The sequence below is a fragment of the Borrelia venezuelensis genome (genome assembly GCF_023035835.1).
GTDB lineage: Bacteria > Spirochaetota > Spirochaetia > Borreliales > Borreliaceae > Borrelia > Borrelia turicatae.
Window position 1 is genome coordinate 77,276 of the sequence record NZ_CP073220.1, and the last position, 25,344, is coordinate 102,619.

At 29.9% G+C, this 25,344-nt stretch carries 23 protein-coding genes; 5 read left to right on the top strand and 18 right to left on the bottom strand.

Going from position 1 to position 25,344, the window contains the following annotated elements:
* Window positions 1–7: 7 nt before the first annotated feature.
* Entirely contained in the window at window positions 8–1,291 is a 1,284-nt protein-coding gene (locus bvRMA01_RS00400) for a hypothetical protein (RefSeq protein WP_247031394.1), read from the bottom strand.
* Complete coding sequence (locus bvRMA01_RS00405; protein WP_011772043.1) at window positions 1,284–1,601, bottom strand: hypothetical protein; 318 nt, start codon at window positions 1,599–1,601, stop codon at window positions 1,284–1,286. Before bvRMA01_RS00405 ends, bvRMA01_RS00400 begins: the two co-directional genes overlap by 8 nt.
* Window positions 1,602–1,797: 196 nt before the next feature.
* On the opposite strand from bvRMA01_RS00405, the gene bvRMA01_RS00410 reads away from it, so the two are divergent.
* The 3 genes from bvRMA01_RS00410 (at window position 1,798) to bvRMA01_RS00420 (ending at window position 5,193) form a co-directional block, all read left to right on the top strand.
* Window positions 1,798–3,066 (top strand): cysteine desulfurase, encoded by a 1,269-nt coding sequence (locus bvRMA01_RS00410; RefSeq protein WP_247031396.1) that lies wholly within the window; start codon window positions 1,798–1,800, stop codon window positions 3,064–3,066.
* 170 nt (window positions 3,067–3,236) lie between these two features.
* Complete coding sequence (locus bvRMA01_RS00415) at window positions 3,237–3,641, top strand: iron-sulfur cluster assembly scaffold protein (protein ID WP_247031398.1); 405 nt, start codon at window positions 3,237–3,239, stop codon at window positions 3,639–3,641.
* Window positions 3,642–3,663: 22 nt separating this feature from the next.
* Window positions 3,664–5,193 carry a YifB family Mg chelatase-like AAA ATPase gene (locus bvRMA01_RS00420; RefSeq protein WP_011772046.1) on the top strand — a complete coding sequence of 510 codons (1,530 nt, stop codon included), beginning with the start codon at window positions 3,664–3,666 and terminating at the stop codon, window positions 5,191–5,193.
* A 22-nt stretch (window positions 5,194–5,215) separates the two neighbouring features.
* Here bvRMA01_RS00420 and bvRMA01_RS00425 read toward each other — a convergent pair whose 3' ends face one another.
* From bvRMA01_RS00425 to murI, 14 genes are all read right to left on the bottom strand, one after another.
* Window positions 5,216–6,166 (bottom strand): L-lactate dehydrogenase, encoded by a 951-nt coding sequence (locus bvRMA01_RS00425; protein ID WP_247031400.1) that lies wholly within the window; start codon window positions 6,164–6,166, stop codon window positions 5,216–5,218.
* 182 nt (window positions 6,167–6,348) lie between these two features.
* On the bottom strand, window positions 6,349–8,154 hold the full coding sequence (lepA, locus tag bvRMA01_RS00430; RefSeq protein ID WP_247031402.1) for a translation elongation factor 4: 1,806 nt from the start codon (window positions 8,152–8,154) through the stop codon (window positions 6,349–6,351).
* Window positions 8,155–8,194: 40 nt separating this feature from the next.
* Complete coding sequence (locus bvRMA01_RS00435; RefSeq protein ID WP_247032384.1) at window positions 8,195–9,181, bottom strand: hypothetical protein; 987 nt, start codon at window positions 9,179–9,181, stop codon at window positions 8,195–8,197.
* Between the two features lie 63 nt (window positions 9,182–9,244).
* Complete coding sequence (locus bvRMA01_RS00440; protein WP_011772050.1) at window positions 9,245–9,679, bottom strand: ATP synthase subunit K; 435 nt, start codon at window positions 9,677–9,679, stop codon at window positions 9,245–9,247.
* A gap of 21 nt (window positions 9,680–9,700) precedes the next feature.
* The gene (locus bvRMA01_RS00445; protein ID WP_247031404.1) at window positions 9,701–11,521 is read right to left on the bottom strand and encodes a V-type ATP synthase subunit I; all 1,821 of its coding nucleotides are present in this window, start codon (window positions 11,519–11,521) and stop codon (window positions 9,701–9,703) included.
* A 10-nt stretch (window positions 11,522–11,531) separates the two neighbouring features.
* The gene (locus bvRMA01_RS00450; protein WP_247031406.1) at window positions 11,532–12,128 is read right to left on the bottom strand and encodes a V-type ATP synthase subunit D; all 597 of its coding nucleotides are present in this window, start codon (window positions 12,126–12,128) and stop codon (window positions 11,532–11,534) included.
* A gap of 2 nt (window positions 12,129–12,130) precedes the next feature.
* Window positions 12,131–13,432, bottom strand: a complete 1,302-nt coding sequence (locus tag bvRMA01_RS00455) for a V-type ATP synthase subunit B (RefSeq protein ID WP_247031408.1) — start codon at window positions 13,430–13,432, stop codon at window positions 12,131–12,133.
* 9 nt (window positions 13,433–13,441) lie between these two features.
* Window positions 13,442–15,172: a V-type ATP synthase subunit A gene (locus bvRMA01_RS00460; RefSeq protein ID WP_011772054.1), complete on the bottom strand. Its 1,731-nt coding sequence runs from the start codon at window positions 15,170–15,172 to the stop codon at window positions 13,442–13,444.
* Window positions 15,173–15,183: 11 nt separating this feature from the next.
* Window positions 15,184–15,729 (bottom strand): DUF2764 family protein, encoded by a 546-nt coding sequence (locus bvRMA01_RS00465; protein ID WP_011772055.1) that lies wholly within the window; start codon window positions 15,727–15,729, stop codon window positions 15,184–15,186.
* A gap of 10 nt (window positions 15,730–15,739) precedes the next feature.
* A complete protein-coding gene (locus tag bvRMA01_RS00470) occupies window positions 15,740–16,336 on the bottom strand; it encodes a V-type ATP synthase subunit E (protein WP_011772056.1) in 597 nt (198 codons plus the stop codon).
* A 110-nt stretch (window positions 16,337–16,446) separates the two neighbouring features.
* Complete coding sequence (locus tag bvRMA01_RS00475) at window positions 16,447–16,842, bottom strand: hypothetical protein (RefSeq protein WP_247031410.1); 396 nt, start codon at window positions 16,840–16,842, stop codon at window positions 16,447–16,449.
* Entirely contained in the window at window positions 16,843–19,179 is a 2,337-nt protein-coding gene (locus tag bvRMA01_RS00480; RefSeq protein ID WP_247032385.1) for an endonuclease MutS2, read from the bottom strand. It lies immediately after the preceding gene.
* Window positions 19,151–20,092, bottom strand: a complete 942-nt coding sequence (gene rsgA, locus bvRMA01_RS00485; RefSeq protein WP_247031412.1) for a ribosome small subunit-dependent GTPase A — start codon at window positions 20,090–20,092, stop codon at window positions 19,151–19,153. Before rsgA ends, bvRMA01_RS00480 begins: the two co-directional genes overlap by 29 nt.
* Window positions 20,089–20,853: a glutamate racemase gene (murI, locus tag bvRMA01_RS00490; protein ID WP_247031414.1), complete on the bottom strand. Its 765-nt coding sequence runs from the start codon at window positions 20,851–20,853 to the stop codon at window positions 20,089–20,091. The genes rsgA and murI overlap by 4 nt, the downstream gene beginning before the upstream one ends.
* Before the next feature lie 142 nt (window positions 20,854–20,995).
* Here murI and asnS point away from each other — a divergent pair, with 142 nt between their 5' ends.
* Complete coding sequence (gene asnS / locus bvRMA01_RS00495) at window positions 20,996–22,381, top strand: asparagine--tRNA ligase (protein WP_247031416.1); 1,386 nt, start codon at window positions 20,996–20,998, stop codon at window positions 22,379–22,381.
* Between the two features lie 23 nt (window positions 22,382–22,404).
* The gene (locus bvRMA01_RS00500; protein WP_247031418.1) at window positions 22,405–22,947 is read left to right on the top strand and encodes a hypothetical protein; all 543 of its coding nucleotides are present in this window, start codon (window positions 22,405–22,407) and stop codon (window positions 22,945–22,947) included.
* Here the strand turns inward: bvRMA01_RS00500 and bvRMA01_RS00505 are convergent.
* Both bvRMA01_RS00505 and bvRMA01_RS00510 read right to left on the bottom strand, forming a co-directional pair.
* Window positions 22,944–23,534, bottom strand: a complete 591-nt coding sequence (locus bvRMA01_RS00505; protein WP_247031420.1) for a phosphoribosyltransferase — start codon at window positions 23,532–23,534, stop codon at window positions 22,944–22,946. The two genes, bvRMA01_RS00500 and bvRMA01_RS00505, sit on opposite strands and share 4 nt — an antisense overlap.
* Window positions 23,535–23,886: 352 nt before the next feature.
* Window positions 23,887–25,329, bottom strand: coding sequence for a trypsin-like peptidase domain-containing protein (locus tag bvRMA01_RS00510; RefSeq protein WP_041178408.1), 1,443 nt, complete (start codon window positions 25,327–25,329; stop codon window positions 23,887–23,889).
* Between the last annotated feature and the right edge of the window lie 15 nt (window positions 25,330–25,344).

Genomic DNA, 25,344 nt, shown 5'->3' on the forward strand with positions numbered 1-25,344 from the left:
AAAAATACTATCTTACAAATACATTCACAATCTTAATAGAGGACAACTCTTCTTTAATATCTGGATAAATCTCTTTTGGGAAAATAGTCTTTAACGAAAAACTTTGCCTAGAATAAGGCTTAAGAAAAGAATTGGATTCAGAAATTAACTTTCGTTGCAGCGACCTAATAATCTGACTATCCTTAGAAACATAAATCACTTCAATTTCCAAATCTTTAATATTATCCTTTGAATCATTGTAAACCTCTATTAAAGAATTAGCCTCATAAATTCCAAAAGATTCATTAAAATAACTTCCAAGATATTTAAAATTTAATATTGAAGAACTTGTTTCTAAATTAACACTAGACAAATTATCAACTTCACTAAAAAATTCAACTAAACGTATATCAAGAACCATTTTTTTAGGATGCCCATTAATCTCTTTAGAAATACTGTATATAAAATCAATTGGGGCATACACACCTTTACTCCATTTATTAGGAAAATCACTTGTCTTTTCAAAAACCTTATTTAAAATAGGCCTTCCCAAATCATCATAAACAGTAACACCATAATAAATCCTTTTAATAGGATCTTTAGCTGAAACAACTCCTGCTTTTAGCTGATAAGCATGTGCATCTTCAAAAACTAACACCTTAGCATCTTCAACTTCAACATGATATAAAACATAAGGACCTGCAGCAAGATTAACAGATTCAACCACTAAATCAGATGCCCTTGTAACTGAGGGTAACCCTTGAAAAGTAGTCCTATGCACATCTTTTACTTCATCAAGCTTTTCATAGCCAACAATAAAGGAATGCATTATTGTATATGTAATAAATGCAATAATAGCTATTAATACAAAACTTAACAATAATATTAATACTCGATGTTTTAACCTCTCAGCTTCATCATAATCTTTTAAGTTAATCCCACTCACTATTCCAAATTCTCGAGCCTGTAAACTTACATGTATCAATTTTTTATTTAAATTTTTACTATCTATTCTTTTTATAAGTCTCTTATAAAAATTAAAAAATGAAGCAAAAATAGATTTATTATGAAGAGAATACAAATATATAGTCTCAAGTTCTCTTAAAGAATCGCTTAGTTCCCCCATTTCCTCTAATCGCCGAGCTCTATCATATATCTTAGAAAAACGCATTTCAATATTTTCAATATCAGCATCAGAGATATCTGCTCGTTCAATAATATCCTTTATACTGTTTTCTTTTAAAATCTTATTTTTATACTTAGACAGCTTAGATAAATAAATCTTAATTCTTTCCTCAGAAGTTTTACTCATTATCTTCTAATTCATCAACTTTTTTTAAGAGCCAATAAGCAATATTTTTAGCAGTATCTTTTGTAATAGAAATCCCAACAAAAGAATTTATTAAAATTATCTTCTCTTTAGAACCCTTAAACTCTCCAGAAATCTCTTCCAAGACACCCTCTTTAGTCTTAGTATAAACAATTTCTTCAGGAATTTCTGTGGATTCAAAGACAAGATCACAAAAAATCTCTCCAGTATTAGTTACACTGCCATAAATATTATTAATAGGTACTAATTTATAATCCTCTGCTTTTTCAAATCTATAAATTATTTCTTTCATAAAACGAATTATAACATAAACATATCTTTAAAAGATAAAAGCTTAAAATTAAACATAATGATAAAATATAGACATCAGAACACAAATTAACTTAACAAAAAAATATAAGAAATTTTATATGTCAAAATAAAATAAAAAATAATGGTATAATTTTTAAAATAAAAATTCTTACATAAAAATAAAGAGTACTAAACAAATGAATCTTAATCTTATAAAAGACACAAATGAAACAGTCAAAATCCTAAGGAAAGACTTCCCTATTCTAAATAAAACTATTAATGATAAAAAAATCATTTATTTTGACAATGCCGCAACTTCTCAAAAACCACAAAGTGTGATTTCATCTATAGTTGAATACTACACAAATTATAATGCAAATGTGTACAGAAGCGGACATGAACTTGCAATACAATCCAGCTTAAAAGTAGCAAAAATAAGGAAAATTGTCAAAAATTTTATCAATGCAGAATCTTGTAAAAACATAATATTTAATTCTGGTACTACAGATGGAATAAACACAGTAGTAAACTCATTACTTTTTTCAAAACTTTTAAAAAAAAATGACGAAATCATTACAACAACGCTCGAACACAATAGTAATTTGCTTCCTTGGATAAATATTGCCAAATTTTTAAAATTAAAAATTAAACTTGCAAAATTTAATGAAATGGGAATCATTCAACCAGAACAAATAAAAAACTTAATTACAAATAAAACAAGAATCATTGCTATATCTAGCATAAACAATATACTAGGAACTATACAAGATTTAGAAACAATTGGAAAGCTTGCTAAAGATAATAAAATTATTTTATTCATAGATGCAGCTCAAATGGCACCACATATGAATATAGATGTAAAAAAAATAGACTGTGATTTTTTAGTATTCTCAGGACACAAAATGCTTGCTCCAACAGGCATTGGGGTCTTATATATATCAGATAAAATTATAGATAAACTCAACAGTTCCAAATTAGGAGGTAACACCATAGAAGATATTTTCATGAAAAATGGAGAGCTTAACTTCAAAACCCTTGAACCTCCAAATAAATTTGAATCGGGGACACCAAACATTGCAGGAATTATTGGTCTTGGCAAAGCAATAGAATATATTAATAACGTCTCAATGGAATTTATTCAAGAACATGACAGAACACTGATTGAATATTGTGTTGCAAAATTAAAAGAAATTGATGAAGTTGAATTCATTCTAAATAAAAATATCAAACGGAAATCAATAATATCATTTACAGTAAAAGATATTCACTCACACGACATCGAGACATATCTTGATACAATGGGAATTGCAATTAGATCTGGGAAAACTTGCGCTTACCTTGCATTTTTTTCAGAAAATATCAAAAAAGACCATCTACTAAGAATAAGCTTTTACTTATACAATACAAAAGAAGAAATTGATATTTTCATATCCTGCTTAAAGAGCACAATAAAAGCATTTTATTAAATTTATCTTTAAAAAAGCTCACAAAAGCTATTAATCATATTACATAAAGATTACAACACTCAATAATATCAAAGATAATGTGTACAAATTTTACTCATTACATAAAACTTAAATTAAATCAATATAAAAATATTATTGATTTAATCAAGCAAACCTCTTAAAATTGAAATATGTTTTCAGAAGAAACAAAAAAAGAACTAATACGATTTAGCAAAATAAAAAAGTATTATTTTAAAACAGATAGAAATCAAAGTTCAGTATATCATCAATCTAAGTGCGGTGACCAAATAACTTTTAAAATCAATGAAAGCAACAAAAAAATTAGATTAAAATACAACGCATATGGATGCATAATTTTTCTCTCAAGTGCTTATATCTTAACTAAGCTATGTGATAATAAACCTAGAAAAGAAATACTAGAAATCATAACAAAAACAATCAATAAAAATTTTGAAAATTTAGAAGAAATTGATAAAAGTCTTAAAAATTTTGAAAATTTCTTATATACAAATAGAAAAGATTGCTTCATGCTACCATACAAAGCTCTAAAAAAGATCTTGAATACCATTAAATAACTTTTAATTTAAGGAGAATTATATGAAAATATACTCTCACTCATCAATAGGATATGAAGGTGAACTCATTGAAATTGAAGTAGATATTAGAAAAGGAATATCAGGAATTGACATTGTTGGACTAGCTGGAAGTGAAATCAAAGAATCAAGAGAAAGGGTAAAATCAGCTATCAAAAATTCAGAATTTACTTTTCCAAAAGACAGGATATTAATCAATCTAGCACCAGCCGGTATCAAAAAAATCGGTACAGCAATTGATCTTTCAATCGCAACAAGCATTATAACTATAAAAGAAAATCAAAACAATAACTTAGAAGTTTTAATATTAGGTGAATTACAATTAGACGGACAAATAAGAGCAATTAAAGGAGTATTGCCTGCCATTTCACTTGCAAAGAAAAGAGGAATCAAATGTATAATCATACCTTTTGACAATTTAGAAGAATCTCTTTTAATAGAAAATCTAAACATCTGGGGAGTAAAAACTTTAAAAGAAGCCCTAGAAATAATAAGCAATCTTAACAACAATATATTTCCAGCAAAACACACAATTAACTTTAAAACAGAATACAATGAAGAAAAATTTGAATACGATTTTAAAAACATAAAAGGACAACATAGAACAAAAAGAGCACTCGAAATCGCAGTCGCTGGAGGTCATAACATCATGTTATTTGGTCCTCCTGGAAGTGGAAAAACTCTCAGCATCAAATGTGTACAGTCAATCTTACCTCCACTTACAAATAAAGAAATCATTGAAACAAACAGAATCTGGTCAGTCGCGGGTAAATTAATAGATACAAAAATCATAAGACAAAGACCATTTAGACAACCCCATCAAACTGCGAGTAAAGAAGGAATAATTGGTGGAGGCTCCAATGCACTTCCCGGTGAAGTATCACTTGCTCATAATGGAATTTTATTCTTAGATGAGGCTTTGGAATTCCAAAAATCAATACTACAATCACTTCGCGAACCAATAGAAGATAAGATGATCTCAATAGTAAGAGCAAGTTCAAAATCATTTAAATATCCTGCAAATTTTCAGTTAATGATTGCTACAAACCCCTGTCCTTGTGGCAACCTTGGAAAAAATGATACAGAATGTTTTTGTTCACAACAAGAGGTTTCAAACTACTGGAAAAAACTTGGAGCAGCAATGCTTGATAGAATTGATATTAGGGTACCAGTTAAACCAGTAGACAATGCAAAATTATTCCAAGAAGATAATGAAAGCTCGTGTGAAATCAGACAGAAAATAATAAAAACAAGGAACATACAAAGTAAAAGATACGCAAATATTGAAAATATTCACAAGAATTCTGATCTTAAACCAGAACATATTGCTATATTTTGTGAATTAGATAAAATACTTAGAGAAGAAATGATTTATATATTAAATAAACTCAATATATCATCAAGAGCAACTCATTCAATCTTAAAACTAGCAAGAACAATTGCGGATTTAAAAGAAGAAAACCATATTTCAAGGGAATCATTACTAGAAGCTATTGAACATAGAAAACATGGAGAAAGATTACTAGAAGAGTAAAAAAGCCCCAATTGGGGCAAAATTAAAACTCTATTTTATCAATATAACTCTTCAATTGACTAGCAGAAATTTTAAATTTTTCAAGCTCTCTATCACTTATTTTAAAATCAAGAACCTCTTTTATACCATCTTTACAAACAACAGAAGGTGCTCCAATATAAATATCCTTAACAAAATTACCATACTGCCCATTAATATATGAAGATATCGGCAAAATAAGGTTTTGGTCACTAATTATTGCATTAACAATTTTTTTAATACCAAGTCCAATAGCATAATAAGTTGCACCTTTAAGTTTAATTACCTCATAAGCAGCATTAACAACATTCTTGTGCATCTCATCAAGTTCTGCATCACTTACTTTTCCTTCAGCAAGATATTCTGATAAAGACTTCATAGCTATTTTAGTCTCATCCCAAGTAGCAAAAGAACTATCTCCATGCTCACCCATAATATATGAATGTATATTTTGAGTATTAACATTAAAACGCTCAGCTAAAAAATATCTAAGTCTTGAAGTATCAAGCGTTGTCCCTGTACCAATAACCTTATGAGTTGGAAAATTGGAATATTTCATTGTTACATAAGTCATAATATCAACAGGATTACTTGCAATTACAAAAATACCACTAAATCCACTTGAAACAACACTTGCTACAATTTCTTTAAAGATTTTAGTATTTTTGCCAACCAAGTCAAGTCTTGTCTCACCTGGTTTTTGATTAAGACCTGCAGTAATTACAACAATATCAGCATCAGAACAATCATCATAATTGCCAAATTCTATTTTAATATTTTTTTCTAAGAACATCTGACCATGGTTTAAATCCATGACTTCACCCTTAGCTTTGTCTTGAGCTAAATCAATAATTATAAGCTCATGAACAAGTGAGTTATCTATTGTCAAAGCATAAGCAAAGCTTGAGCCAACACCACCAGCTCCAACAAGAACAACCTTATTACGTTTAAGCATAAACTATCTCCATATAAAATTATTTTATTGGTATAAAATAATTTTATAACAGTTTATAACACTTTAAAACAATTTAATAATATTTTATAAAAATGAAATATCTTATAACTTGGTTATTAAATTGTACCAAACATCAACAATGAATATCGCTGCACTAAAAATTTAACTGTTTAAACATAAAATTAATTATCATCTGATTTAAGAATAGCAAGAAATGCACTTTGTGGTATCTCAATATTCCCTATCATCTTCAGTCGCTTCTTCCCTTCCTTTTGCTTTTCTAAAAGCTTTCTTTTTCGAGTAATATCGCCTCCATAACATTTAGCAGTAACATCTTTCCTAACAGGTGAAATTGTTTCACGCGCAATAATGTTTGAACCAATAGCTCCTTGAATCGCTATTTTAAATTGTTGTCTTGCAATCTCATCTTTTAATTTTTTACAAATACTTAAAGCCTTTGCTCTCGCACCATCCTTAAAGACTAACTGAGACAATGCATCAACTCTATCCCCATTAACTAAAATATCCAACTTAACTAAATCTGTTTCCTCATATCCTAATAGTACATAGTCAAAAGAAGCATATCCACGACTTACAGATTTAACCTTATCGTAAAAATCAAAAAGTATCTCAGCAAGTGGCATTTTATAAATAACTTCAACACGTTTTGTATCAAGATAAATCAAATTTTCTTGCACGCCTCTTTTAAGCAAACAAACACTCATAACATTCCCCAAAAATTCAGTGGGAACAATAATATTTGCTCTAATATAAGGCTCAAGAGCAACTTCAATGTTTTCATTTCCAGGAAATTGTTCAGGACTCTCAATAAAATAGAAATTCCCTTTTTTGGGAATAATTTTATAACGCACTGATGGTGATGTTAATATCACATTAAGATCAAATTCACGTTCAATTCTTTCCTGGATTACCTCTAAATGTAAAAGTCCCAAAAATCCACATTTAAATCCATGTCCAAGAGCAGCTGAGGTATCTTTTTCAAAAGTAAGCGATGCATCATTTAATTTAAGTCTATCCATTGCCTTTAAAAGATCATCATACTGATTAGCATCAACTGGATAAATAGAAGAAAACACAACGGGTTTAACTTCCTTAAACCCTTCAAGAGGTGCACTTGCTGGATTATCAACAAGAGTTACAGTGTCTCCTATCTTAACATCTGATATATTCTTTATGCCCGCAATAAAATAACCAACATCACCTGCTTCCAAAATCTCTTTTCTTTCAAGAATTATTCTAAAAATTCCAATCTCTTCCACTAAATATTCCCTATTTGCATGCATCAATTTAATCTTGTTGCCAGTTTTGATTTGTCCTTCAAAAATTCTAAAATGAACAATAACACCACGATAAGAATCATAATGTGAATCAAAAATTAAAGCCTTTAATGAACTCTTAACACTACCTTTGGGAGATGGAACATATTTACAAATAGCCTCAAGCAACTCATCAATTCCTATTCCATTCTTAGCCGATATGGGAACAGCAATATTTGAATCTAATCCTAAATCATGTTCTATTTGCTCTTTTACAAAATCAATATTAGCACTTGGTAGATCTATTTTGTTAATAACAGGAATAATTTCAAGATTATGTTCAAATGCCATATAAAAGTTTGAAACAGTTTGAGCCTCTATTCCCTGACTCGCATCAACAAGTAAAAGTGCTCCCTCACAAGATGAAATTGCTCTTGAAACTTCATAAGAAAAATCAACATGACCTGGGGTATCTACAAAATTAAGTTCATAAGTATTGCCATCACTACACTTATAATCAATAGTAACTGCTTGACTCTTAATTGTAATACCCCGTTCTCTTTCAATATCCATACTATCAAGAATTTGACTTTTAAATTCACGATCTGAGACTATTTTGGCTTTTTGTATAAATCTATCCGCTAAAGTTGATTTACCATGATCAATATGTGCAATAATACAAAAATTTTTTTTATAAGAACTAATTTTCAAACCTCCCCTAAATTAAAATAAAATATTTAGGAATATTATACTAATACACACTTTTATTAAGTAAAAAATTCCTGATATGAATTTTTGATTTTAAAACATAAGGCGAAAATTTAGGAGCAAGATCAACAATCAACTTCCAAGTATCTATAGCTCTTAACGTGTGTTTATGATCATCATAACTATAAGTAGCATAAGCAATGGTATACACTATTTCCCAAAAATCTGTAGACTCAAAACTAGTTTTAACATCAGTATATTCATTTATTTTTTGAACAAAAGACCTTAAATTTTTAAATTCATAAAGCGGTTCATAATAACTAACACAGTCATACATTTTAGTCAAAATACCAATTGCAGCTACAAGTCCATGAGTAATTGCAAGTTCATAAGCACCAATCTTTAAATATACTTTTGATAATGACTGATGGGTATCGATAATATTATATTTATTAAATCTATAAAGATTAAAAGTAAAATCTAAACCAGAAGTTCCCCTTACCTGTTTTAAATAAGAATGTAAATAAAACGACATATTAAATTTATTACCTGTACTACCTGTAGTATTCTCATATTTTTGAACGACATAGTGATAATTATAATAATCATCACTACTTGAGAATTTACTTAAAATTTCATTCAAGTAATCAATCATATCAACATAATTATCTTCAATCTCAGCAATCTTTGCCAAAGAAAAAAGTATATTTTTTTCAAAAGATTTATCTAATAAATAATCTTTATCTTCCAAAGCCTTTTGAAGATGTAATTTTTCAAACACAACATTGCCAATCATGCTATAAGCAATGGATAAATAATAATTAGCTTCTGGATATATTCCTTTTCTAAGCAAAGCTTCCTGCAAATAATTAATTGCACTAGTAAGATTAGATTTAATAAATCCTTCTTTAGAATAAATAAATTGTCGTCCCTTTTCAAGTAAAATCCAATACGGAAATTCTTTCACACCTGATGAACTTAAATTGAAGATAAAGCTGAAAATAAAAAGGAGCAAAAAAGGTCTTAGCATATCTATAAATATATTAAATTTTCTCACAAATTGCGAGAAAATTTAATGCATAATCCTTCATATTTAAACAAATTTAAATATCATCAAGAATACCATCACAAAAAGAGCCACAGATTCTATGAGACCTAAAACCAAAAGATTTGTCGCAAATCCCTTGCCAGTTTCAGCAAAAGCATCACAAGCACCTGCAGCCGTCCTACCCTGCGCAAAAGCAGAAATAGAAATTGCAAGACCACCACCAAAACCAGCTCCAAACAATAACCAAGGATCCGCCTGTGTCATTATCCCTGCTAAAGTATTCATCAATATATAACCATATATTATTTGTGTCAAAGGTGCTGATACAAAAACAATTAATAAGAAAGGAGCTGGCTTACCTTGCATATAACATCTCTTCCATGCCCCAATAGCAGCACTTCCGGCAGCTCCCATACCCAAAGCTGAACCTATTGCAGCTATTGCTAAAGCCGAATTAACTCCTATTAAACCTATATTCATAATTCTCTCCTTATCTAATCTTTAATTTTTAATTTTTCTAAAAGGCCTATAAGAATACCCATTCCATTCTTGCCCCAAATGGTTTGAAAATTCAAGCATATTAAGTCTTACCCCATGAACAACAACAGATAACAAAGATAACGTTATATTTAAAATATGTCCAAAAAGCATCACAATAATGCCACTTATTATAAGACCAATATTAGATGATTTTAATAAAGCTGCTGACATACTATTAAAACTATCAGAAATTGCAAGTCCAGCAAGTCCAACAGCAAAAAGTCTAATATAAGATATTATGTCTGCAAATCCTGAAACAGTAGCTAAAAATTGCTCTATTATTCCCCCAAAGCTCTTTAATACGCACATAAAGAAGTTTGAACCATCTTGTTTCTCAAAAATAAAGACAAGTATTACTCCACTATATATCATATTAAGAATAATGCTATGCATAGGAAACCTATCTTTGCCAAGTATTAAATTGAGAACAAGATAATAAAGCCCAGGCATTATAATAAGCCAACCAATTTGAGCAATTGAATGTATATGTGGCTTTTCCTTCACTTTTTGAATAAAATTCCATATATGAGCTAATGATATTTGCAAAACACCTATTGTAAAACATATAAACATAATATTCTGCATACCATTCGTACCCGTCAAATACCCAAGCTTTAAAGACTTTAAAATAGGAAATAACTCAAGAATAAAAGGATTACTGCCAAACCAAGTACCAGTCATCGAACCATATATTATTGCTGATGTACTTAAATAAAATATTAAAGCATGAATAGATGTTAAAGGCTTACCTTTTATAAAATTGCCTAAACTAAGGAAAATGCCTACTAGTAAGAATATTATTCCATAAGCCGCATCACCAATTATCATTCCAAAAAACATAAAGAAAAATAACATAAAAACACAACTAACATCTCTCTCTTTATAGCCAGGAATTGTATCTAAAACATCAAAAATAGGCTTGGCAAGCTTAGCAATTCCCCTTCTCTTTATATAAGTAGGAACAACATCATCATCCGGCTCTGCAAATTGTACCACAAATTTACCCTTAAGATTTTTAAGATCCTCCCGCTTATCTTCCGGAACGAATCCTGTAATATATACAAAATTATCACACGCTACATCCATGTCAGCCATAACTTGCTCAAACTCAACAATTTGATCATACTCTTTTATTTCATCTCTTAAAACATCCCTATATTTATTTAAAATCGATAATTGGGTCAACTTTTGATCTAAAATTTCATCAACAAATCTTAACTTATTCTCAATAAAATCAAGGTCAAACTCAAACTCATATTTTTCAGCTGTATCTATTGTTTGTTTAGAATAATTAATAGCTACAAAATAAGCCGTACCTTTATAATTATTAATAAGAGCAACTTTGGTTTCAGAGCATGCCAACAATTTTTTATATTCAGCAATCCCAGACTTAAAAAATTGTACGTAAATATTACTTTCTCTCAATTTATTAACTAGTTCAAGAGAAAAATATCCCCAAAAAGATATAATATCTCTCTTATGAAGTAATGACTGCTGCATCTCCCTTAAATCTTTAATTTCAGAACCTAAACTAATTATACTCTTTGCAACATCTAAAAAATTCTCATTTGAAGAGCTTAAAAGTTTTACTTCAGAATCATCCCCAAGTAAAGATAAAGCCTGAACCAAAATTCCCCTTTCCTCAATAACTTTTTCTAAAGATTCTGAAACTCTATTGCAAAAATTAATATGAACAACCCCCAATTCTCTTAACATTTCGAGTGACTCTTTTTTATATTTCAATAAAGTCAAAATCAAAACTTTGCTCATTTTTACAATCATAAACGCATCCCTATCTATTTTTAATCAAACTAGCTTTAGCCATTTTACCTCTTACAACAGCTGCTGTTTGCTGATCACCAAGATAAATATTAATCTTTTTTATATTAATTTTTGCAGCAGGTATCATAACTTTTTCAAATAAATTTACCCTTTGAGAAGTAGTATTAAGTTCGGATTCCAATAACCTAATCTGCTCATCTAAAACCCCAAGCTCTGCATTTATCTGAATCATACTCTTAATAACCTCTATTCCTCTATCTACCCAATAAGGAGTCAATAAAAAGTCATGTTTAATATCTTCATATTCAACAAAGTCAAATACAGGAATATTGATGCCTGCAATATTTGCAAAACTCCTTACTACCCTTTTAATTTGAATCCAATCTTGGAAAGTAAATTTTTCACCAAATAAAGCAATCCAAGATTTAATATCTCTCTTAAGCCTATCTTGCTCAAGCTTCCGAGCTCTTTTAAGAGCTTCAACTTTTCTAATTTCTAAATAAAGTTGTTGTTTCTTAAGCTGCAGGGTAGGCAAATATCTACCAAGCATTTTAAGGCTATCTTTTTGTTTTTTAAGCTCATTCTTAGTTAATTTAACTTTAGGCATTGCTAATCCTTTTTTTGAGGCCAATATTTCTCTACAAGTTCTGTTCTAATTCCAGTTTCTTTAGGTTCAAAACAACTAAAGAGAATTTCCCATCCCAAATCCAAGGCCTCCTCCAAAGGAATATTAACAGATAAGTCCATCAGCTTACTTTCAAACATATCACTGTACTTAATAAGCTTCTCATCCCACTCTGTCATATTAAATCCCATAGCTTTTTTCTCTATAGATTCCTTTGAAGATGCATAAAGCTTAATCATTGCATCCATAATCGTTCTATGATCATCTCTTGTTTTCCCGTTAACCATTTGCTTAAGTCTTGAAAGAGAACCAAAAGGTTCGATTCTGCCTCCCTTTAAATAATATTGCCCTTCAGTAATATAACCCGTATTATCAGGAACTGGATGAGTAATATCATCTCCAGGCATTGTAGTAACTGCAAGTATAGTAATTGAACCTGCCCCTTCAAAATCAATAGCTTTCTCATATCTAGATGCAAGCTGAGAATATAAATCACCAGGATAACCTCTATTAGATGGAACTTGCTCCATAGTAATAGCAATTTCTTTCATAGCATCTGCAAAATTGGTCATATCAGTCAAAAGTACCAAAACCTTTTTTCCTTGCAATGCAAATTTCTCGGCAACAGCAAGAGAAATATCAGGGACTGTTAAAGACTCAACAACAGGATCATTAGCTGTATTTACAAAAAAAATTGTCCTACTTAAAGCACCACCCTTTTCAAGATAATCTTTAAATGTCAAATAATCATCATTCTTAAGTCCCATTCCCCCAAGAATAATTAAATCAACTTCCGCCTGAAGAGCTATTCTTATAAGAAGTTCATTATAAGGTTCACCGGATACAGAAAATATTGGTAATTTTTGAGACTCAACAAGAGTATTAAAAACATCTATCATTGGAATTCCTGTTCTGATCATGTTCCTTGGAACAATACGCTTTGCAGGATTAGCTGATGGCCCGCCAATTTCAATCAAATCATCCTCAAGACGCGGTCCTCCATCTTTTGGATTACCAGCTCCATCAAAGATTCTACCAAGCAAATTTTCAGAAAATGTCACTTGCATTGGATGACCTAAAAACTTAACTTCGTCTGCAGTTGAAATACCTATAGTTCCGTTATAAACCTGAAGAGAAACTTTATCTCTATCCAACTTAATAACCTCTGCTAACGAACTTGAATCTTTTGACCTAACAATGGCAAGTTCTCCATATTTAACATTTTGTGCCATCACAGTTATTACATTTCCAACAATAGATTCTATCTTGCTATATACTCTCTTCATTTATGCACCTCAAAAATCCAACTTCTTAGAACGTACTAAATCCTTTAAAGTATTTTCTAATTTATTAAATTTTTCTTCCTTAAAGGGATTAAGATTCATATCCAAAATATTTTGCCTTAGTTCATTTACAAAACTTCTTGCTTCCAATTTATTCTCAAATTTAAAATCCGATTGTAAAATATCGTAAAGTATATCAAACATATAATTTTGACGCTCAGGACTTACAGCAGTATCAACACTATCGAACGAATTTTGTTGCAAATAACATGCATCTAAAAGCTCAGATTTCAAATAAACTAAAAAGTCACCAATACTTATACCTTCCTCACCAACAACTTTCATCATCTGATTTATTTCATTCCCTTTTGCCAAAAAAGACCTCGCATATCCTGTCTTTTCAGATTCAACAACCCCTCTATACTTACTCCACGACTCAAGAGGATTAATGGCTGGAAACTTTCTAGCATCTGATCTCTCTCTTGTAAGACCATGAAAAGCTCCTACAACCTTTAAAGTTGCCTGAGTTACTGGTTCTTCAAAATTACCTCCTGCAGGACTTACAGAACCACCCACAGTTACAGAACCAACATTACCATCATTTAAAACAACAATACCTGCTCTTTCATAAAACGATGCAATAACAGATTCAAGATAAGCAGGAAATGCCTCTTCTCCTGGTATTTCCTCAAGACGCCCTGACATCTCTCTCATAGCCTGAGCCCATCTTGAAGTTGAATCTGCCAGTAAAAGTATATCAAGACCCATTTGCCTATAATATTCACCAATAGTAATAGCTGTATACACTGATGCTTCACGAGCAGCAACTGGCATAGAAGAGGTATTGCAAATAATACATGTTCTATCCATTAATGATTTACCTGTCCTTGGATCTATAAGCTCAGGAAATTCTTTAAGGGTTTCTACTACTTCACCTGCCCGCTCACCACAAGCAGCAATAATTACAACATCAACATCAGCATTACGACTTGTAACTTGTTGAAGGACTGTTTTTCCAGCACCAAAAGGCCCAGGAATACAAAATGTACCACCCTTTGCAACTGGGAAGAATGTATCTATTATTCTTGTTTGAGTTACCATAGGCTCACTAGGAATAAGTCTATCTTTATAACTGGTAATTGGAACTTTAACAGGCCAATGAAATGACATAGTGATGACATGCCTACCCCCAGCATCATTTTCAATAACAGCAATTTTATCATCTACAGTATAATTGCCATCACTAACGATCTCCACAATTTTGTAAGAATCTTTTCTATAAAATGGAACCATAATTTTATGCTTAATTGTACCTTCAACAACAAATCCAAGATAATCTCCTGCAACAACAATATCCCCAACCTTTGCAGTTGCATTAAAACTCCATTTCTTACTCCTATCAAGTGCACTTAAGTACAAGCCTCTCTCCAAAAAAAAACCACATTGAGCAGCAAGTTCTGACAATGGATTTTGAAGACCATCATACACCTGACTTAAAAGACCAGGACCAAGTTCAACAGTTAAAAGCTTATCCGTAAACTCAATATCATCTCCAACGGCAATTCCCTTAGTCATTTCAAACACTTGAGCATCAACTTCCCCATCTCTAATACGAATTATCTCAGCTTTTAAACTGCGTCCACCGGTTTTAATAAAAACAATCTCATTCATGGAAACTGTACCAACTATCTCAATAGTAACCAAATTTCCAATAACCCCCACTACTTTTCCTCTAGCTTCCATTCAAATTCCCTCTAAAAATTTTTACTCATTTGCATACTTAATTTTTGACAAATATCATCAAAATTCTTCTCGCCTATCTCTTCTATAAAGAGACTTCTTCTTGAAACTAACATTAACTTTAACAAATAAATTACCAATTTTTCAAAGTTAAAATCATTTCCCACTTCAAGTTCTGTTAAAAACTGCCACTTTAACATATCAAGTCCCAATTCTACCTCAAAAGGATTTTCCTTAAGACAAAGAGGTTTTAAAATTCCTAAATAATAACTAGAAAAATAAGAAGATTCTAAATACACATCCCTTGAAAATCCTAACTTCTCAGCTCTAATAGTTGCCAAAGTATATCTCATCATTTCTTCAAATTCAAGAAATTGATCAATTACCTTCAAATTCCCCCTAGCAAATCTAGATTCTGACAAATCCTTTAGACAAAGAAAATCTTCCCTGCTTAAAGCAATCTCAATGTTATCAAAAAAACCTGATATACTCCCCCCTTTACCAATTTTTAAATCAAGATAAGGTAATGATGACATAACATAGTAATATGGACTTAACATACTACATCTCCTAAATCAACTTTATAACTTCTTTAAACCTTGGATTTAAATATTCAAAAAGAATATCAGCAACGGTTTCTGATGTAAAATCATAATACAAATTTCCATCTCTTTGTTGAATTGTAAAACCTTTACTTATGCCTTTAAAAGGTTTAATCTCAATTGCATCATCAAGCCTATTTCCTATCTTTGCTCTTAAAACAGATAATAAATTAGAAAAATCAGATTCATTAAGCATTATATCTATCTTATCGTTCTTACTCCAAATATCTACAACCTTAATAATAAGGTCCCTCAAAAAATTATCATCATAAACTCTAGAAACAGAATCCTTCAAAGCAGTCTTAAAAAGAGATTTAATATTTTTTTCAGTACCAATAATCAAATCCCTGACTGCTTGGCGAGATGCCTCAAGAGAATATCTTTTATACTCATTAGCTTCCGCTTCAGCTTGCATTTTTAAGTCCTTAGCATCACTCTCAGCTTTTAAAACAATAGCCTCAGCATCCCTCTTTGCATTAAGAATAATCTCGTTTGCTAATTTTTCAGCTTCCTCAAGTCCATCTTTTTTAATTTTATTTATCAGATCTTTAACTTCAAACTGCACTAAAACTCCTTAATATACAAAAAAAATAACTCAAAATACTTAATAAACAAATCTTTCAATAAAAAGTATAACAATAAATTTTCAATTATTAAAAGCCAAATTATTGAGAATTATACACCACTAAAAAAATCTCCTATAATTTTATAAACATTAATATCCTGAACTATAAAAAGTTTTTTTCCTGGAAATCTTTCTTTAAGCTTTTCACCAAAAACCTTAATACCCCTTTCTATAACCCTGTTACTAAATTCTATATCAACCATATCAAGAGTTATTATTTCAATAATGACTAAATACCCTCTTCCAAATTTAGAACCATATCCAAGGGTAAAAGAAGTAGTAACACGAAAAAGCCCATCCAAAAGTCCATTAGCTGCCTTCCCTCTAGAGAGCCTACTTGGATGCACTTTATAAGAATTACCAAATTCATCTTCAAGAACACAATCAACATCAAGACAAATCTTAAACAATGCATTCTCAAATTCCTCAAACCTTGATATACCCATTTAAAATTCTACTATTGTTTTTCCAACTCCTCCATCACTTGGATGAGCAAAATAATATTTTTTAACAAATTTTACATCTCTTAAGAATGCATGTACTCCTTCCATAAGAAGACCTTCTCCTTTGCCATGAATAATCTCAAATTTACAAACATTTCTCAGTAACATATTATCTATTTTCCTGTTTAAAAAGTCTATAGCCTCAACCACTCTCATCCCCCTAATATCAACAGTTAGACTCAATTCATCATCTTGATTTTCAAAAGAAAAACTAAAATTTTTATCACGATCATTTTTGGACTTCTTATCATCCAATATTTTCTCTAAATTAGAAGATGAAACCGTAATCTTAAAAACACCAGTATTTACAATAAACCCTTTTTTAGTAACACCTATTATTTCTCCTGAAGCATTTAACCCAGCAACTCTAACCTTATCACCCACTCTAAATTCAATCTTAGTGGCAATCTCTTGATTAAGCAATCTAATTTTAGTAGTTTTGGTAATTATATTATCCGTAATATTAGATATAAATTCCTTATTTTTAGTAGTACAAACACTGCCCTCTTTTATCTCTCTAACTAAATTTTCTAAAATTTTCCTTGAATTTTTTAAAAATTCTTTCTGCTCATTTATCAATCTCTCTTCCAAATCTTTTTCTTTCAAGATAATATTATTCCGAATATTATTAATCTCGATTTCCTTAAGTTCAATAAGCTTAAGCTTATCTTTTAATTCCTCTTCAAGTAAATGAATTTCCTGCTCCTTTTTTGTAAGTCTTTCCAATATTTCATTAACTCCCGTCTTATTAGATAAATGAATCTCTCTCGCTCTAAGTACTATATTAGCATCAATAGAAGACTTACTTGCAACACTAAAAGCAAAGCTTTCACCTGGAACAGAAAACATTAAATTATAATTAGGTTCCATTTTGTCTAAATCCATCTGCATAGAAGCATTAACAACAAATTCATGGGTGTATGCAAAATATTTAAGAGCATTGTAATGAGTTGAAATAATAACACAAGAATTAATATCAATTAAATGCTCAAGAAGAGCTACAGCTAATGCTTGTCCTTGTTCAATATCAGTACCTGAACAAAATTCATCAAATATTAACAGGCTATCTCTTGTTGCATACTTTAAAATATAAGCAATATTATTCATATGACTTGAAAAAGTTGAGAGTGAATTTGCAATTGATTGATCATCTCCAATATCAACTAAAATATTATCAAAAATCTTAAAAGTACTAGACTCATCAACTGGAACAGGAATTCCAAATTGGAACATAGCGCTCAAAAGAGCAACGGTTTTCAAAGTTGCCGTTTTACCACCAGCATTAGGACCTGTAATAACTACAACTTTATTGTTTAAAGGACAAAAATTTATAGATTTTGCATGCTGTATTAAAGGATGACGGGCATTGATAATATTAATATTACTATCAAATCTAGGAAATACTCCTTGATTTCTTATTCCATAAATTGCTCTGGCCTTTAGAGAATCATAATATAAAAATTTATTATAAAGGGATTTTAAAAGAACAATATGTCTGCGAATCTCATTTGAGAGTTCTTGAAGAATTTTTAAAACTATACGCGTTTTTTCAAAACCTAAAAACCCTAATCTGTTATTCTCACTCACTATATCATTTGGTTCAATATAAAATGTTTCACCAGATGATGAAATAGATATAATATTACCCTTGATTTTATTTTTAAAACTAGATTTAAGTGCAATAGTATATTTGCCTGATTTATAATAAATAAGCGTAGAGGTTAAATATTGCGAATTTAAGCTTATTATCTGCTTGAGCTGTTTTTCAATTTTTTTATCTAAATTTCTAATTTCAAAATCAATCTCATCATAATTTTTGACAACACCTCGTTTGATTTTAAGTTCATCAAGATCAATATACTTACATAAAGTCTCTAATAAATGCTTTAAACTTGGATCTACAAATAATAATTCTTTTAAAATTTCAACTTCATCTTGAATCTTAAATTCATTTCTATCTAAAAAAAGCATTATCCTTAAAACTTCTCTTAGAAAAAAAATAATATTCTTAATCTCCTCAATAGAAATTCTTGATTTTTCTTTAAGAAGTAAAATAATAGAATCACTTATACTCTCAAGACAAGAATTTGGATATTCGTCATAAATTTCAATAAGATTTTTGATCAATTTAACAAAACAACATACTCGATTAACTTCTTCCTCGGTTTTCAATATTTGTTGATCACCTAAAAGGTTAAGCGTATCTGAAATAGCTACGTAAGAAGCAACTGAAGATAATATTTGATAAAAATCAATTTTTTCCAAATATTTCTCTTGCATAACTCTTATATCTCTTAAGCTCATTTACAATCTTTAGATAACTATTGTATCTAACTTCTGAAATTCTAAATCCAATTTGATTCATTATAAAACAATTTGGCTCATTTGCATGCAAACAAGAATTAAATCTACAAAAATCATTTAAATCTTTAAATTCTCTAAAATAATATCTAAGCTTAAGAGGTTCTAAGCTTTCAATTCCAAATTCCTTTATTCCAGGAGTATCAATTACCACTCCATTATCAGAATGAAAAGCCATAGCATAAACTGTAGTATGTCTACCTCGTGAATATTTATAAGATATTTCATTTATAGCCTGCGCTGCATTTAAATCCACCTCATTTATAAGTGAAGATTTTCCAACACCAGACTGCCCGACAAAAGAAGCTCTTGAATTCTTAATAATTTCCTTTATTTCTTCAATTCCCTGCAAAGTGATAGCAGAGGTTTTAATAACCCTATAACCTAAATTTTCATAAATTTTAATTAGAGTATCAACTTTAGTGCTTATGCCCTCATCAACCTTATTTATCAAAATAATAGGAGTAATCCCTTGTTCCTCAGCAACTACTAATGCCCTATCAATAAATGAATTTTTAATCTCAGGAAGATTAGCAGAACTAACAATTAAAACATTATCTATATTTGAAACAATAACTTGCCTAAGAGCAGCCTTTTTATTATAACGCCAAAGAACACTTTTTCGTTTAAGTCTTTCTTTAATATATACCTTGCCCTCATCATAAATATCTCCACAAACAAAATCGCCAGGAACCAAAGGACTATATTCTTTATCCTGGGTATTTAAAATTTTCCCCTTAATAACTCCTTCATAAATTTCATTGGTATTAACATTAACAATAGAATAAATATTATTCACACCCCAGAGAATCTCAAATCTAAAGTCATTCAATTGATTATTCCTTTAAAATGCAAACCATATTTTTTACAAAAATTCTTATAGAAATACAAATTTTCATCTTGTGTTAAATAAAAATAACGTGTAAAACAATCATCACGACTCTCAATACTCTTTAATTCTTTAATAAGCTCATTAGTCACAAGTTCACGATTCTCATAAACAGGAATTCCTAAAAAATTTTCAATCATATCTTTAATGTGCAAATAATGTGTACATCCTAAAAAAACCATATCCCGCCTACTAGCTTTAACCTCTAATTTTAAGAAATTTAAATATTTAAGTGCATCTTCCTTAAATCTATCTCCATATTCTACAAAATTCACAAGCTCACTTGCGGATTTTAAAATTAAATCCCAATGACAATCTTTTTCTCTTTGAATAAATTTACTATTAATGGTAGCATGTGTCGCAACTAAAATAACCCTTTTATATGCAAGCTCTTCTACTAAACAAACTGAAGGCAAAGTATATATTACAGGAAAACTAAAATTTAATTTGTCATATACACTAATAGAAGCTGTATTACAAGCAATAACAATTGCAGCAACATTATACATTTGTTCCAATTTCAAAATTAGTTCTAAAATCTCTTTTAAAAGAAAGTCTGAACTCTTCTCACCATAAGGAAAGTTCTTGTTATCTGCAACATAGACATAATTTCTCTTAACAAACCTTTTGCTTATATACTCAAAATAAGAAAGTCCACCAACACCCGAATCAAAAATAACTATAACATTCTTTAAATTGCTCATAAGTCTTACTTAAATCTAAGTATAAAAATTAATTTATTCTCTTTCAATGACAATTGATAATATTTACAACCTAACAAACTTTCAAACTTATCATAGTTTAAATTATAATTATCATTAATACCAAATTATAGAAGGGGCAAATATGCATAAGAGCATCAAAGAAATTTTAAATAATCCTATACTAGATAGTATAATCACAGTGAAAGGATGGATTCGTACAAAACGCAGTAATGGTAAAATCTCATTTGTAGACATTAATGACGGCTCAAATATTAAAGGAATTCAAGCGATCATAAATGAAGAAGATCATCAATTTGAAAAAAAAGAATTAAAAAAGCTCACAACAGGTGCCAGTATATCATTAACCGGAATTTTAATCTTAAGCCCAGCAAAAGGACAAACCTATGAAATCAAAACAACAAATTTTAATATAATTGGAGAAGCGGATCAAGAAACATATCTTTTACAAAAGAAAAGGCACACCTTTGAATTTTTAAGAGAAATCCCTCATTTAAGAATTCGTACTAACACATTTGGGGCTGTGGCCAGAATTAGAAATCAAATTTCTTATAAAATTCATGAATATTTTCAAAAAAATGGATTTTTATACATACATACCCCAATTATTACATCAAATGATGGCGAAGGGGCCGGTGAAATATTTCGTGTATCTACCTTAGATTTCAATAACATCACAAACGAAAAAGAAGTTGACTTTAAAGATGATTTCTTTGGCAAACAAGCATTCCTTACAGTAACTGGACAACTGCACGGCGAAGCTTATGCAATGGCTTTATCAAAAATATATACATTTGGACCGACATTTAGAGCAGAAAACTCTAACACAACACGCCATGCCTCAGAATTTTGGATGATTGAACCTGAAATGGCATTCTTTACACTTGAAGACAATATCAATTTAGCAGAAAATTTTCTTAAGTATATTTTAAAAGAGACTTTAAATAATTGTAATCAAGATATGGAATTTTTTGATAATTTCATTGAAAAAGGCTTAATCAAAAAAATTGAAGATGTAATAAACTCTAACTTTGAAGTTATTACATATACCCAAGCAATTAAACAACTTGAAAATGCAACAAAAACATTTGAAATAAAACCTTACTGGGGAATGGATTTACAAACAGAACATGAAAGGTATTTAACAGAAGAAATCATCAAAAAACCTGCCATAGTTATTGATTATCCAAAAGAATTTAAAGCATTTTATATGAAGATGAATGAAGACGGCAAAACTGTTAAAGGAATGGATATTTTAGTTCCACGCATCGGAGAAATAATTGGGGGCAGTGAAAGAGAAGATAATTTGGATAAGTTGAATAAAAGAATAAAAGAGCTAAATTTAGAAATAGAAACTCTTAATTGGTACTTAGACTTAAGGAGATTTGGATCAACTCCTCATTCTGGATTTGGACTTGGACTTGAGAGATTAATACAATATATAACAGGAATGGCCAATATTAGAGATGTCATACCATTTCCAAGGACTCCTAAAACTCTTTATTTCTAATAAAAAGTTTTAGGAGGAAACAATTGAAAATAAAAATTTTATGTCAAATAACATTAACATTATCAGCATTGATGTTATTTTCAAATGTAGAAAAAGAAATTACAGGTAAAAAATCAAATTATCAATACAGTAAAGAAAAGCCCAGGATTAACAAATCCAATAAAATAAACTATCCACACAAAAAAGAAGACTATCATCATAACATTATAAAAAAAAAAGATACAAATCTACAAATTGATAAAACTAATAAAAAGCAAGACGTACAAAAACCCATAAACAATATCGTAAAAATAAGAAAATCTAACAAAATATATTATCCTCAAGACAAAAACAACATACAAACATCCAAATCAAAGAAAAATATATGGTATAACATCAAAGTTTATTCAACTCATACGAAAGATAGATTTAAAAAAATAAAAGCACTAAATAAAATAAATACACAAATAGAAAATAATTTTGCTTTAATTGGTCCAATCTTAGAAGATTATTTAGGAGAAATAACAAAAGCATTACACGTCATAGGGTATAGTGAACTGGAATATATCAAAGTCGAGCAAAACTAAAGTTTGCTCGACAAAAATTTTAAAATATCATTCAGTTCATCATCTAAATTAAAAAAACTTAACTTATACTCATCTTCTGATAAGCCTATTAATTCATGATTACTGTAATGTATCCAAGTGTTTAACTCATCTTCACTTGAATACTTATTAACATAATAATCGGGCTTATAATCCACATATCCACGTTCCTTATAATCATAAACAGCAATTTTAACATTTTGACTATCTATTCCTCTCTTTAGAACTTCTTCTCGCAAATGAATAATTGTACGGCCAGTATCAAAAATATCATCAACAAATAAAACATTATCCCCTGCTCTTAAATATTTTGGATCATAAGTCCATCCATCTATCATTATTTTTTTTTGCTTATTCGAAATATCATATGATCTTGCAACAACAGCAGCATAAAGAAGGGGTTTTTCTAGCTTAATAAATTTAAAGAATTCACTAATAATATTACCAAGATAAGCTCCTCCTCTTAAAGAGACATACATAATATCAGGAATAAATCCATTTTTATAAATTTTATAAGCAAGCTTAAAACCATTTATTCTTATCTCTTCATAAGAAACAAATTTTTTCATTAATATAACACCCCAAAACGCATAAAAATTAAGATTTATCTAAAATTTGACCATTTTTATTAAAATCAATATATTTGCTACTCTTGCAAGCGATCAACATTACAAAATAATTCATATTACTCATATGTAATTAAAAACAAAACTCATTAATATAAACAATACATCTTTTCCTAAAACATTTAAACATAAATTCTTAGTTAGAATCACTTCCATTTAAAACACTAACCTCATCACATAGATTTTGTCTTATTAAAATTGAGAAATTTTAATAAGACAAAATTAACAACTCTAAGCTCTAAATAGGCTTAAAGATATCCATTCTTTAAGCCTAAACTAAAAATAAAGTGTATTACTAAAAAGAGACTTTAAAAGTTTGACCATCTCTTAAAACAGTATAAGTATTCTTCCCATGTTCAACAGCATCATAAAAATCCCTTAAGCTTTTAATACTTTTTGAATTAACAACCATAATGATATCTCCTGTTGAAATTTTAGGATTTGTACCTAAAGTTGGATCAACACTATCTACCACAACTCCATTAGTCCAATTTCTTAAACCAAGTTGAGTCCTAACTTCCTTAGTTAAAGGATAAACAGTAAAACCTGGCATCAATTTTAGCTCTGAGATATATTCCTTTTCATTACTGATTTTGGGCTTAACATCAAGTTCTATTTCAACATTCTTTTTCTCTTTTCCTCTTAAAATTTCAACTTTAATCTTCTCTTTTGCATAAAAATCATTAATATACTGCTTAACATCGTAGAAAAAATTCATTGAAACATCATTGATCTTGCTAATTACATCACCTGCTTTAAGCCCTGCTCTAAAAGCAGATGTACCATCATAAACACCCGCAATAATTGCTAATGATTCAAAATTATCCTCATAACCTAAGCTTTTAAGAAGTTCTGGGTCCTTACTTCTTAAACGATGCAAATCAACTCCCATCCAAGCCGATTCACTCTTCTTACCACTCATCAAAACATCGAAAATACTTTTAGCGTTATTAATAGGAACAGCAAAACCAAGTCCAAGATTACCCCCAGAAGGAGAAGCCGATATCCAAGTATTGATCCCAATAACTTCTCCCTTAATATTTACAAGGGGTCCCCCAGAATTACCACGATTAATAGCTGCATCTGTTTGAATAAATGAATTTCGTGCTTTCAAATTAGGATTAACTGAACGATGAAGACCACTTATAATACCTGCTGTAACTGAAAAACTAAAGTTATGGGGACTCCCAACAGCTATAACCCAATCCCCTATCTCAAGCATATCACTATCACCAAGCTCAGCTATTTCAATAGCTGCATCATTAGCCTCAAAACTAACGAGTGCAATATCTTTCTTATCATCCTTACCTACTAGTTTTGCTTTATAAGTTTTATTGTCATAAGTTCCAACTTCAAATTCAATCGCATTATCTACAACATGACTATTTGTAAGAGCATAAAATAAATTTGTTTTCTTAGAATCTCTTCCAATAATTACCCCAGAACCACCCCATTGCGCCTTTTTTTCAAGGTTCAAACCTGGAATATCAAAAAAGAAGAATAAATGGAAAAGATCGCGTGTTTTAACTATTCCAGTAGCATAAATTTCCACAGTGGATGGTAAAATCTTTTTAGATACCTTCCTAAAAGAATCCTGAAGAGACTCGCCAGCATCACCTTTCTCCTGTGCAAAAACAATAGTATTTTTATCAGATCCTAAATAATGTATTCCAACAAAAAATCCAATAGTTAAAGCTAAAAAGCTTGCTAAAAATACGGAAATAAAATTTTTCTTCATTTTATACACCTCCAT